Below are 13,105 nucleotides of genomic sequence, written 5' to 3' on the forward strand. Positions count from 1 at the left end.
TTATAATATTATCAGACAAAAGTTGTTTAAATTATTGGATGGCATCACCATCCATTAATAAGTTTTATAAGTTAGGCAATTCTAATTTAACCGAATAAATATTCTGAAATATTGGGTGGGTATATGGTATCAAAAGAAGAAATTCTTGAAGGATTGGCGAAGGCTGTAATAGATGGCGATGAAGTCAAAAGTGAAGAATTGGCAAAAAAATCTCTTGAAGTTGGAATAGACCCTTATGAAGCGCTAATGCAGGGATGCAACAAAGGAATGTCTAAGGTAAGTGATCTTTATGAATGTAAGGAGATGTTTGTTCCAGAGATATTGCTATCTGCAGATGCTATGTATGCAGCAATTGATATTTTGAAACCGCATCTAAAAGTTGATGCCTCTGCTAAAAAACCTGCTAAAGTTATTATAGGTGTGGCACAAGGAGATATTCACGATATTGGAAAAAACTTAGTAAAAATGATGCTTGAAGTGGCAGGATTCATATTAATTGATGTTGGAAAGGACGTGCCTGTAGATACATTTGTTAAGAAGGCTGAAGAAGAAGATGCGGACCTTGTTACAATATCAGCTTTGATGACAACAAGCATGCTTTACATGGAGCCTGTAATTAAAAAATTAAAGGAAAAGAATCACAAATCTAAAGTAATTGTAGGTGGCGCCCCTATAAATTCTGATTTTGCCAAAAAGATAGGTGCAGATGGATATGGAAAGGATGCTGTTGAAGCAGTAAAGGTAGCTAAAAACTTAATTGGAGCGTGATAAAATGGATAAAATGTCTCCCCCGGAAAGATTTCATGCGGTACTAATGGGTGAAAAACCTGATAGAGTACCAGTAAATCCTTTTATTTTAGGATTTTCTGCTAGAATAATGGGTATGCCTTTAGGAGATTTCTATGCAGATGGGAATAAATGTTTTGAAGCCCAATTTATGTGCATGAGACTATATGGATATGAGTCGACACCAATGTATGGATATGCTTCTTGTGGTCCATGGGAATTTGGTGGTAAGATTGGATTTCCATATGGAGAAGGTCACAGCGCCCCTTATGTTATAGAACATCCTGTAATGGAAATAGGGGATATAGAAAAACTTGAAGTTCCGGATTCGGACAAGCCTGTTGGTGGATATGTTGAAGCTCAGAAAGTATGCGACCGTTGTGTGGAAATGGGTATGCCAGCAATATTCCAAGGAGGGAGTGTTTTCACAGCGGCGGCAGTTGTTGCTGATACTTCAAAGTTTTTAAAATGGACAAGAACTGAACCAAAAGCTGCACACGAATTATTAGATAAAGTATGTCAAATGTATATGAATCAAATAGAATATCTTGCAAATAGGTACGGCCCAGAAAAATGCGTTGTTTTTGATGGAGGTCCTGTAGAAGCAAATACAGTTATTTCTCCGCAAAAATTTGAAGAGTTTGCATTTCCGTATATGATGAAGGTTCATAAAAAAATAAGAGATTTAGACATACCTGTAACTTTGATGCACCCATGCGCTGATCAGAATTTGAACATACCATATTATATAAAATTGAGGGAATCATTTAACTGGAAAGGGATATATGCTTGGATATTTGGCCCCGAAACTCCACTTAAAACTCAAATTGAAAAATTCGGTAGCCATGATATAATTGGAGGAAACGTCGATCCACCTTCGATACAGACAAAATCCTATCAAGAAGTAGTCCAATTATGTAAAGAAAACATTGAGCAGGGAAGGGATAATCCGAGAGGATTTATTTTGTGCCCAGGCTGCGAATTTCCACCGTTGGCAGAGCCTATAAAACCAATGGCATTTTTAGACGCTGCTAGACAATTTGGAGTATATAAATAATATTTTATTTTTTTCTTTTATTTCAAAAGGTGATTCTATGGTAGTTTTGACTCTAAAAGAGAGATTAAAAAGAACTCTGGATGGCAAAAAAGTTGACAAAGCTCCTGTATTGGCTGTCACCCAAACAGGCACAAAAGATCTGATGAATTTAACTAAATACTACTGGCCAGATGCTAATTGGAATCCAAAAGCATTGGCGCAGCTAGCAATAAGTGCCCATAGAGAAATAGGATTTGAAGCTGTAAGAATACCGTATTGCCTTACAGTTTTATTGGAAGCTTTAGGTTGTGAGATTGAAAAGGGAGATACCACAAGGCAAGCTGCAATAAGAGGCCATCCGTATAACTCAAGAAAACCCATCCCGATAGGCGAAGTGCCAGAAGATATACTATCAAAAGGCAGAATACCTATTATGTTAGAAGCTATTAAAATAATCAAAGATGCTGTGGGGGAAAATGTGCCCATTATTGCCGGTTCTGAAGGGCCAGTTACTATAGCAAGTGGTTTGGTAGAAGTTACAACTTTAATGCGTTGGTTTATTAGAGAAAAAGAAGGTTTATTAGAATACTTAAGATATGGAACTGACGCCATGGTTTCTTACGCAAATGCTTTGCTTGATGCAGGTGCTGATGTTTTTGCGGTATTAGACCCTGTTGCATCTCCTGAATTAATTAATCCAAGGGATTTTAATGATTTAATAATGCCAATTTACAAAAATATTTCACAAAAAATAAAAGGAGATAGTATTCTCCATATATGTGGAGATATAACTTCAATGCTTCCTTTAATCAGAGAAAGCGGTTTTATTGGATTAAGCATTGAAGAAAGAACTGATATGAAAGAAGCTAAAGACGTCTTAGGCGATAAATTAAAACTAATTGGAAATGTTTCTTCGGCAAATACACTATTGAGTGGAACTTATAATGAAGTATACGAAGAGTGTATTACCGCTTTGGAGAAAGAAACAGATATACTTGCGCCTGGATGTGGATTAGCTCCTATGACCCCAATTAAAAATTGTATTGCTATGATTGATGCAAGAAATGATTATTTTAAATGAAATCTAACATAATGGGGGGAATTATTGATTAAAATCACTATTTCAAAATTAAATAAAAAAATTGAAATAGATAAAAAACATGCGAATCTTTTGGATATACTAAGTGAAGTGGGAATAGAAATAGAAGCAATTTGTGGTGGTAAAGGTAAATGTGGGAAATGTAAAGTAATCCTCGATAATCCTAAATCTGCTAATGAAATAACGCCAGAAGAAAAGAGGATTCTATCTGAGGATGAGTTAAAAAAAGGTATAAGGCTAAGTTGCCTAGTAAAAGTCCATGATAATCTTTCACTAGAAATTCCCGATTCATCTCTTCAAAAACAGCTAAGAATACTATGTGAGGGTATCTCTAATAAGATAATAATAGACCCATGTGTAAAAACAGAAATAATAAAATTTCCAAAACCACGTTTAGGTGGGGAAGAAAGTCTATTTGACATAATAAAAAATGAAAATAAAGAGAATATTCTTTCAATTGATTATTATGCTATTAAGGAATTATCAAACAAAATAGAATATGGCTCAGAAATTAAATTAATTAGGTACGATAATGAAATTATTGACATATGTGGTATAGAAAAAAAGATTTATGGAACTGCTGTAGACATAGGTACAACAACTGTAGTGATATATCTTATTGATCTCGAAAAAGGAAAATTAATTGATATTGAATCAATTTTAAATCCGCAGATAAAGTATGGCGAAGATGTAATATCTAGAATAACTTATTCAATGAAAAATGAGGTTGATATACCAAATAAGGCTATAATAGATGGGATTAATTTAATGATTGACAAATTATGTGAAAGAAATAATATTCCCAATCAATCTATTTACGAAATGACTGTTGTTGGAAATACAGCGATGCACCATATTTTCCTTAACATTAATCCAAAAAGCCTTTCTGCTTCACCTTTTACTCCAGTTATCTCTAAATCTATTAATATAAAACCACGAGATACGGGAATCAAAATTAACCAATCTGGAAATATCCACGTGCTCCCAGTTATATCTGGATTTGTTGGGGCAGATACTGTGGGGGTATTACTCGCAACTGAAATTTATAAAAAAAATGAAATCTCACTTGCCATTGACATTGGGACAAACGGAGAACTTGTTTTAGGAAATAAAGACAAGATGGTGAGCTGTTCATGCGCTGCAGGTCCGGCTCTTGAAGGGGGACATTTAAAATTTGGTATGAGGGCTTCGACAGGGGCAATAGAATCAGCATATATAGAAGATGGAACTTTTGATACTTTTTATAAGACTATTAATGATGGAAATCCAAGAGGTATATGCGGTTCTGGGATAATTGACATAGTCTCAGAGATGTTAAGGGTTGGATTATTAGATCGAAGTGGAAGAATTATAGACATAGATGACGAAAGAATAAGAAAAAATTCTTCAAATAAGCAGAAAGAATTTGTTATTGAATGGAAAGAAAATACTGAAATCAATAAGGACATTACAATTACGGCATCAGATATTAGAGAAATTCAACTTGCTAAGGGGGCTATTATGACTGGCATTAATATACTTTTAGAAAAATCAAATATTAATATTGATCAAATAGACAATCTTTACCTTGCAGGTGCTTTTGGTAACTATATTGACATAAGGAATGCGATAAGAATTGGCCTTATACCAGACATGCCGCTAGAAAAGATAAAGCCTGTTGGAAATGCTGCGGGCGAGGGTGCAAAAATATCGCTTTTATCAAAAGAAAGAAGGATAGAAGAGAATATTATTAATAAAAAAATAGACTATATTGAGCTTGCGGCTGAAGATAACTTTAATCAAGAATTTGTTAAATCGTTGAGATTCCCATAATTTAAATATATATTAGGAAGATATATAAATAATTATATTTGCTAGTTATTATGAAATATACCTCGTTTTTTTTAATGATATTACTATTTAATATTCCTTTTTTTATGGCACAAGATATTTCTTTCGATGAATATCCCTCTAATCCTGTTTTTGACCCTGCTACTAGGGCATATTATCCAACAGTGATATTTGATATAAACAAATTTAGTGGCCATGGAGATTCTACTTACTATAAAATGTGGTATAACGATGGGTCAGGAGGAATTTATCTTACAAAGTCAGAGAATGGAATATTATGGGAAGCTGGAACAGTTCTTAACGGATTAAGTTCTGCATACCACCCAGTGGTCTTATATGATGCCAACGAATTTGGAGGAGGAGGAATCAACTATAAAATCTGGTATTGGGTTGGAGGGAGTCTTGAATCGATCAATTCCATAAGATATGCAGAATCGACTGATGGCGTGAATTGGATCAATGACCAGCCTATACAACAACATGAAAGTGATTCCTCTCTCCAATTAGTAACAAACTACAGTCTGTATAATCATTTACTTTTACCATCTTTATGGCCCTGGCTACGTTATTTATAATCCAGCTGGAACTAATGTTGGTTCAACAACTCCCGATAATAAAAAGGATGATGAAGTATTCAGTTACAAATATATAATGTACTACGATTCATCAAGTGAAGGAACTTCTCCAAATCAAACTAATGAAGATACTTCTTTGGCATATTCCGCAAATGGCATATATTGGATTCGATATGGGGATAAACCTGTATTGATATCATCAGGAGATCCTAATGATTGGGATGGAAAATATTCTTATAGAGTAAGTGTTGTTAAAATAGATAACATTTATCACTTATGGTATAGTGGTGCAAATGGATTAGGCCCAGAGTACTATGCCCAAGGTATAGGCCATGCAACTTCAATAGATGGAATTAATTGGACAAAAGAAGCTTTTCCTGTATTTCACAGTAACGATGGAAAAGAATGGAGAAATGCTAGAACATATACTCCTTTAGTTCTCTACGACCGAAATGGTTTTGAAACTGGTAGTTGTCCAAATTTGAAAATGTGGTTTAATGGCAAAACTGGTTCAGAATATACAATTGGATACGCATATGGGTGCGTTCCTCAAACTTCTTCAAAAAAACTTAGTCCTACTATGTTTTACAACGTAAAAGTTGTTGAAATATTTAATCCCACATCAAATATACACTATATTGGTGGAGGAGGCTTCACTCAAGGTGCTGTCTTAACTAGAAATGTTGATAACATTATACAGATAGGAGTTCAGAACAGAGGGATTCTAAAGGCAAAAAATGTTTCAATTACAGTTGAAGGTAGTCCTTCTTGTGTAGACATTGATATTAAACAATCGAAGGTAGATATATTTCCAAAGTCAACATATTATTTTGATGTTACCATCAATCCAAAATGTGAAAAAGGTAATTACAAGTTAGTATTTTTAGTTCAAGGAAATAACATATCTCAAATAGAAGAGTTTGAATTTTCAGTTGAATAACTTAAATTATAATTTATTTCAATAGGTAGCTACTAGATGCCCATAAATTAAAGAAAATAGAATATTATTTTTTGAGCATGTTTGAGAGTACGTTAGTATACATTGCTAGAATAGTTTCAAAGTCATCTTCTTTTACATTTTCAGGAACTAGTGAGTTGGCTGCAACTATTTTAAGGATCAATGATTTTAGCATGGCCTTTCTGATTTCTTCTATTTCTGCAGGCGTAAGATCATAGTTTACTTCTTTTGCTGCAATTCTGATGCCTTCTCTATCACTCTCTGCAATCTCTTCAGGTGATGGCTCTCCCTGAACTACTACATTATCAATGTCTTCATCTTCCATTGCCTCACCAATGAAGCCTATTACCAAAAAGTTTATTAATCTTTCTATTTTGACCTTTGTGCTGCCCTCGTAGTTTAGCTGGATAAAATATTGGCCTGCGGAGCCGAAGCCCTGGGTTCGAATCCCGGCGAGGGCGCTATAATTATTAAATTTCTACTTCCACTCCAATACTTTTTTTCTTTGATTCGTTATATGCGAGCTCAGCAGTTATTATGTCTTCCAATGAAAATCCTACTGATTTGAAAAGAGTAATATCAGAGTTATTTCTTGATATTCTTTTTAGAATAACATCTGAAATCTCAGTAATATCTTCTTTATTGATTAATCCATTTTGCAATGGGATTACAATATCTCCAGGCTCAGAGATTGCACCCTCGATAGTGTCTACAAGTATTTTTGCCTTTAGCATAAGACTTTCTGGAATCTCTTGCATTGTTTTTTTATAAGCGCCAATTGCATTGATATGAGTTCCATCAATGACAGAACGAGAATTAAAAACAGGCGTTGTAGAACTTGTTGCGGTGATAACAATGTCTGAGTTAGATACAACTTCATTTCCATCTTTGCAAATAACGATATTAGGAGTATAGTCAGAATGTAATCTTTGCCCAAAGGAATTAAGAGAGTATTCTAATTTATCGAAAGCATATATTCTCTCAATTTCAAAATGTGAAAGATGAGCGTCACAAGTAAATGCCCCTATGTTTCCAGTTCCTATGACTCCTAAAGTTTTTGGATTATTCTTTGCAAGATACTTTGATGCCAATAATGAAGTAACTGCAGTTCTAATGTATGTCAGATAAGTTCCATTCATGATGCAAAGGGGAGCTCCATCTTTAAGGGATACCAACATATAAACTGCTCTGGAATAAGGCAGCCTATTTGAAGGATTATTTTCGCATAAAGATATTATTTTTACACCTGATTTGTCCATAAAAGAAGATGGCATGAATAGTACCGTTGTTTTATTTTCACTAGATTCTATTGAGGTTCTAAGTGGAAATTCTCCTTTTCTTTTGTAGGCTACAAATCCTGATTCTAGAGCTTTTAGCACATTTTTATAATTAAGGACTGACCTAAGATCATTTTCAGAAAGTATTAACATGGTGATTATTTAAAAAATATACTATAAATATCTATCCAAACATTTTTTAAGAAATTGAATTATTTATCCTTATGGAGAACTCTTTCTTTCCATATGAAAAATATAGAACAAATCAAGAAGAGTTTATCCAATTTGTTCAAACAAGTCTAATTCAGAAAAAGAATCCAATTGTTGAAGCTGCAACAGGTTTTGGTAAGACTATATCTGTTTTATCTGCGGCGTTACCTATAGCAGAAAAGTTTGGCAAAAAAATAGTCTATTGTTGCAGGACCCATAAGCAGATGGATAGAGTCATGGAAGAGTTAATGGAAATTGGAAAGAAGACTGAGGTATCAGGAATTTCAATTAAAGGTAGAAACACTATGTGTCTTCACCCAACTATCATAAATAATGAGTTGGATACAGCGATGGCACTTCATGTTTGTAGATTATTGAGAAGAGAGAATAAATGTGAATTCTATGAAAATATGAAGGAGATGGAAGAAAGGGCTTATGAAATCGAGGTAAGCCTTTCACAAAAACCTTCTTTGTCTCAAGACGTAGTTGACCTTTGCATTGAAGAGAGTATGTGTCCATATGAAGTAGTAAAAGGGATCTTACAAAACGTTGAAGTGATTTCCTGTAGTTATATGTACATTTTTCACCCAGAAATAAGAGATAATTTTCTAGAGGGTATAGGCGCTACACTCGAAGACATTATATTAATTCTTGATGAAGCCCATAATCTTTCAGATCTTGCAATAAATCTTGGCTCAGATCAACTTTCAATTTATTCGATTACTACTGCAATAAATGAGTCAATAGAATTTGAAGAGCCTATAGTTTCTGAATTTTTGAATAAATTTTATGATGTGTTTTTAGAGTTAGAAAACGAATTTAAGTTGGAGTCAGAAGAGGAAGTTATAATATCCTATCAAGATCTTTTTACAAGATTGGAAGGAATAAGAGGCCCTTTTGTTTCCAAGAACTTTGAGAAAACTATATTTGACTTAATTGTTTATATGAAGACTGTTGGGGAAAAAGTTCAAAAGGCTCGCCTTAAGAGGAATAAGATGCCAAGATCACACATTTACAAGATCGCATCATTTCTTGAAAACTGGTTTAATGCAAGGGGCAATGAAAGTTACTGTTATATCTTTGAAAAAAATAAAACAAGAAAAGATGAAGAAACTTTAAAGCTTGGAATATTATCTCTTGACCCAAGACCAATAACTACTCAAGTTTTAGACTATTCTTTTGGTACTGTTCATATGTCTGGAACTCTTGAGCCTCTTGATGCTTATTCTGATATCATAGGGGTAAAAAATCCTGCTTTCAAAGTATTTGCTTCTCCATTTTCAGCTTCAAATATTAAGGGCATTGTAACTAAGGGCGTAACTACAAAGGGTACACACAGGAATGAAGATATGTACAAAAAAATAACATTGAAAGCTGTAGATATTATTCATTCCGTTCCTGCAAATGTAGGTATATTCTGCTCCTCCTATGAAGTTGTAGATGGGTTACTTAATTCTGGAATAGCTTTAATGTCTGATAAGCCAATATTTATAGAAAGGAGAAACATGGATTCTAGAGAAAACGATATGCTAGTTTCAGACTTTAAAAATCATTCTGGAAAAGAGGGTGCAGTTTTATTAGGCGTTATGGGGGGCAGAAACGCTGAAGGTGGGGATTACCCCGGAAATGAAATGAACACGGTAATAATAGTGGGGGTACCTTACGCAAGACCTACCCCACGAATAGAGTCCCAGATAGAATATTACCAAAAAGTCTTTTACGGAAAAGGGAAATATTATGGATACTACCTACCTGCTCACCGAAAATTAAGCCAAGCTGCTGGCAGAGCCCATAGGCTACTTTCAGATAAAGCTTTGATTGTATTTCTAGATGAAAGAGTGGCTAACAAATTTGTTTCTAAGGACATACCAAAATGGATAAGGGATAGTCTAGAGTATATACCTGATTCAGAAGAAATCTTAAAAGATAAGGCAAAATTTTTCTTTGAAAATAAAATAGATAGATTTAAAAATTAGGCGAATGGGTATAGGTAGGGATAAAATGAAGGAAATTGATTGTCCTGTATGTCTGGAAGTTATCGAGTTTAAAGAGCTAAAGGATGGGCTAAATATAGAATGTCCATTCTGTGGCGAAGAGCTCATACTGATCAATTTTGAAGATGAGTGGGAACTCATTGAAAAAGAAGAGATATTGGGATGGTACGAAGAAGAAGAGACCTTTGAGGACAACCTTGAAGAAGATCTAATTTACGACAATTAATCCCATTGATCCTAGGTGATTTGGTGGGAGATTCAACATCATTTAATGAAGAAATAAATAATCTATTTTTAGAAAATAATCTTATACTTACTTTTAGCTCCGTTGAAAGTTTGTCCATGATTGAAAAGGAAAAATATACAGAGCTAATTGATTTCTTAAAAGAAAGGTGCAAGGTATTTGTCAATTGTAATGATATTGAAGATTTTTTAAAAGATAACATTAAGAATGAAATTCCTTTAGGAATTGAGAAGGAAAAAATAGATATTAAAATTGAAGAAGAGCCTGAAACTGAGATAAAGAAATCTATTAATGGAAAAAGGATACCTGCCAAGGAAAATGAAGCCCAGATTAAATTTACTAAAAATATAAAACTAGAAAATGTATCAGAAGGTGCTATAGAAGATTTTGTTAAACTTTTCAATGACAGATATGCAAAAATGAAGAAGATGTTTAGGGAGAGGCCTTCTACTAGAGATTTCATGCCGATTGGTGAAGCCTTGAGAGGAAAGAAGGGTGAAGAAGTAAGTGTAGTAGGCATGATAACTGAAAAGAACGAGTCAAAGAAAGGAAATCTTATTTTAACTGTAGAGGATGATACTGGAAGAATAAAGGTGTTCTTCTCAGGTTCGAAAGAACTTGATGAAAAAGTAAGATATATCATGCTTGATGAAATTATTTGGATTAAAGGCGCCCTTGGAGACGGAATTATATTTGGAAAAGAGTTTGAATTCCCAGATTTACCTGTTTCAAGAGAAGTTTCTAGAAGTGAAATCGATCTATGCTCAGTTCATATATCAGATATCCATGTTGGGTCAAATGCATTTTTAGAGAAGTCATTTTTGAAATTTATTAAATGGTTAAACCTCAGAATGGGTTCCCCTGCACAAAGGGAGTTAGCATCTAGGGTAAAATATTTAGTTATAGCGGGAGATCTAGTGGATGGAGTAGGAACCTACCCCAATCAGGAGAGGGACTTAGAAATACTTGATATTTATGATCAGTATGAGAGACTTTATGAATTATTGTCTATGGTTCCAGACTGGATAAGAATCATTATGTCCCCAGGAAATCACGATGCAACAAGAAGTAGCGAACCCCAGTTACCTGTGGAAAGGCAATACGCTGAAAAACTGTATGAATTACCCAATGTAGATATGGTTCCAAATCCATGCTTTTTTGAAATGCATGGCGTAAAAACTGTAATCTATCATGGGACAAGCGTTTATGATTTTGTTGAAGGGATATCGGGGATAGGTCATGATAAGCCCATTCCAGCAATGAAAGAGATGTTAAGAAAGCGACATCTAGCCCCGGTATATGGTGGCAAGACCCCTATTTCTCCCGAAGATAAAGATTATTTATTAATTGACAATCACCCAGATATTTTTCACACGGGACATATTCACGTGAATGGATATGGGAATTATAGAGGAACGTCAATGATTAATTCTGGAGGTTGGCAAGCACAGACTGACTACCAGAAGATGAGAAACATTATGCCCACCCCGGGCCGAGTTCCCATATTTGATTTAAAGACGCACAAGCTCTCAATTATGGGATTTTGTAACGATGGTGGAGTTGTTTAATTGATTGAATCTTATTTTAACTCGTTGGAAAGTGAAGGCAAAAAGGCATATGAGATTGCCCAAGAGGCCCGAAAAAAAGGGTTGGATCCTTCACCTTCAGTTGAGATACCTTTGGCTGCAGATATGGCTGGAAGAATAGAGGGGATAGTAGGGCCAAAGGGAGTTGCAAAGAAAATAAAAGAACTTGATATGCAAGGGCATCCCAGAGAAAAGATAGCCATTATCATTGCAGATGAGATTATTGCTGAAAAATATTCAAAAAAGAATTCAAAAGAAAAGTTGGCAGAACAAGCTGTAAGAACTGGTCTTGCCATCTTAACAGAAGGTATAGTATCTGCACCTTTGGAAGGTATTTCTGATGTCAAAATTAAAACTAATTTCGACGGTACGGATTATCTAGCATTGTATTTTGCAGGGCCAATTAGATCTGCAGGGGGTACAGCAGCAGCCCTTTCAGTCCTTTTAGGAGACTATATTAGAAAAAGGCTTGGGCTCTCTAAATACAAAGCTACTGAAGAAGAGATACAAAGATTTATTGAAGAAATTGAACTATATGAGAGAGGAAAAACAAATTTGCAATACAGGCCATCGAACAAAGAAGTTATTGTTGCCCTCTCAAACATACCTATAGAAATCACAGGAGAAAGTACAGAAGAAATAGAAGTTTCTGGATATAGAAATCTTGAAAGAATAGAAACAAACAAAGTAAGGGGCGGAGCCTTACTTGCCTTAGCAGAAGGAGTTATACAAAAATCAAAGAAAATTGAAAAAGTACTGAAAGTGTTCGAACTTGAAGGATGGGATTTCTTAAAGGACATGAAGAAAGAAGAAAAAAAAGAAAGCGATAATAACAATGAAAAGATAAAGGCAAACTGGAAATATCTCTCAGATTTGCTTGCCGGAAGGCCAGTTATAGCCCATCCAAGTAGTAAAGGTGGGTTTAGGATAAGGTATGGGCGAAGCAGGAATACCGGATTTGCTGCTTGGGGTTACCATCCAGCTGCAATGTCAATTGTGAATGGATTTATAGCTGTAGGGACTCAACTTAAGACTGAAAGACCTGGTAAGGCAACAGTTTCTATGCCAGTAGATTCTATACTCCCACCTTTTGTAAAGTTTAAAGATCAAAGTTGTGATTGGCTTTATTCTTACGAAAACATTAAGCCAGAAGATGTTGAAGAAGTAATATTCCTAGGAGATGTGCTAATTGCATATGGGGATTTTGTTGAGAACAATCATTTATTGTTGCCCTCTGGATATGTAGAAGAATGGTGGAATTTAGACTTTGAAAAGGCCTTAAATGAAAAAGGAGAGAATATAAAAAACTTCAAAGATATCTTAGAAGGTGGAAGAATTCCAGAGGTAGAAGAAGCGATAGAACTATCAAAAAAATATGGTATACCTCTACACCCAAAGTATAATCTATTCTGGAGTTATATCTCAACTGATGATTTGGATTATCTAATTAATTATAATAGATATACTATTAATGAAAATACTATCTTATTTAATTTAGAAGACGGAAGTA

The 13,105-nt window shown here is 34.6% G+C and carries 12 protein-coding genes and 1 tRNA gene; 11 read left to right on the forward strand and 2 right to left on the reverse strand.

The window, feature by feature from the left end:
• Window positions 1-123: 123 nt before the first annotated feature.
• The 6 genes from HPY60_08035 to HPY60_08060 all read left to right on the forward strand — a co-directional run bounded on the left by HPY60_08035 (window position 124) and on the right by HPY60_08060 (window position 6,266).
• Window positions 124-768 (forward strand): cobalamin-binding protein, encoded by a 645-nt coding sequence (locus HPY60_08035; protein ID NPV51125.1) that lies wholly within the window; start codon window positions 124-126, stop codon window positions 766-768.
• A 4-nt stretch (window positions 769-772) separates the two neighbouring features.
• Window positions 773-1,843 (forward strand): methyltransferase, encoded by a 1,071-nt coding sequence (locus HPY60_08040; protein ID NPV51126.1) that lies wholly within the window; start codon window positions 773-775, stop codon window positions 1,841-1,843.
• A gap of 37 nt (window positions 1,844-1,880) precedes the next feature.
• A complete protein-coding gene (locus tag HPY60_08045; protein ID NPV51127.1) occupies window positions 1,881-2,903 on the forward strand; it encodes an MtaA/CmuA family methyltransferase in 1,023 nt (340 codons plus the stop codon).
• Between the two features lie 24 nt (window positions 2,904-2,927).
• Entirely contained in the window at window positions 2,928-4,733 is a 1,806-nt protein-coding gene (locus HPY60_08050) for a DUF4445 domain-containing protein (protein NPV51128.1), read from the forward strand.
• Between the two features lie 50 nt (window positions 4,734-4,783).
• Entirely contained in the window at window positions 4,784-5,326 is a 543-nt protein-coding gene (locus tag HPY60_08055; GenBank protein ID NPV51129.1) for a hypothetical protein, read from the forward strand.
• A 76-nt stretch (window positions 5,327-5,402) separates the two neighbouring features.
• Window positions 5,403-6,266: a hypothetical protein gene (locus tag HPY60_08060; GenBank protein NPV51130.1), complete on the forward strand. Its 864-nt coding sequence runs from the start codon at window positions 5,403-5,405 to the stop codon at window positions 6,264-6,266.
• A gap of 64 nt (window positions 6,267-6,330) precedes the next feature.
• Here the strand turns inward: HPY60_08060 and HPY60_08065 are convergent, their stop codons facing one another.
• Window positions 6,331-6,609 (reverse strand): hypothetical protein, encoded by a 279-nt coding sequence (locus HPY60_08065; protein ID NPV51131.1) that lies wholly within the window; start codon window positions 6,607-6,609, stop codon window positions 6,331-6,333.
• 63 nt (window positions 6,610-6,672) lie between these two features.
• Between HPY60_08065 and HPY60_08070 the strand changes: the two genes are divergently transcribed.
• A tRNA-Arg gene (locus tag HPY60_08070) sits at window positions 6,673-6,745 on the forward strand.
• Window positions 6,746-6,754: 9 nt separating this feature from the next.
• Here HPY60_08070 and HPY60_08075 read toward each other — a convergent pair.
• Entirely contained in the window at window positions 6,755-7,714 is a 960-nt protein-coding gene (locus HPY60_08075) for an ornithine cyclodeaminase family protein (protein ID NPV51132.1), read from the reverse strand.
• Between the two features lie 71 nt (window positions 7,715-7,785).
• On the opposite strand from HPY60_08075, the gene HPY60_08080 reads away from it, so the two are divergent.
• The 4 genes from HPY60_08080 to HPY60_08095 form a co-directional block, all read left to right on the forward strand.
• Window positions 7,786-9,747 carry a DEAD/DEAH box helicase family protein gene (locus tag HPY60_08080; protein NPV51133.1) on the forward strand — a complete coding sequence of 654 codons (1,962 nt, stop codon included), beginning with the start codon at window positions 7,786-7,788 and terminating at the stop codon, window positions 9,745-9,747.
• Window positions 9,748-9,751: 4 nt separating this feature from the next.
• Window positions 9,752-9,991, forward strand: coding sequence for a hypothetical protein (locus HPY60_08085; GenBank protein ID NPV51134.1), 240 nt, complete (start codon window positions 9,752-9,754; stop codon window positions 9,989-9,991).
• A 23-nt stretch (window positions 9,992-10,014) separates the two neighbouring features.
• Entirely contained in the window at window positions 10,015-11,577 is a 1,563-nt protein-coding gene (locus HPY60_08090; GenBank protein ID NPV51135.1) for a DNA-directed DNA polymerase II small subunit, read from the forward strand.
• Window positions 11,578-13,105: DNA polymerase II large subunit (locus tag HPY60_08095; protein ID NPV51136.1), on the forward strand; the 1,528-nt coding region annotated here is incomplete at its 3' end.

The sequence above is a fragment of the Methanofastidiosum sp. genome (assembly GCA_013178285.1).
GTDB lineage: Archaea > Methanobacteriota_B > Thermococci > Methanofastidiosales > Methanofastidiosaceae > Methanofastidiosum.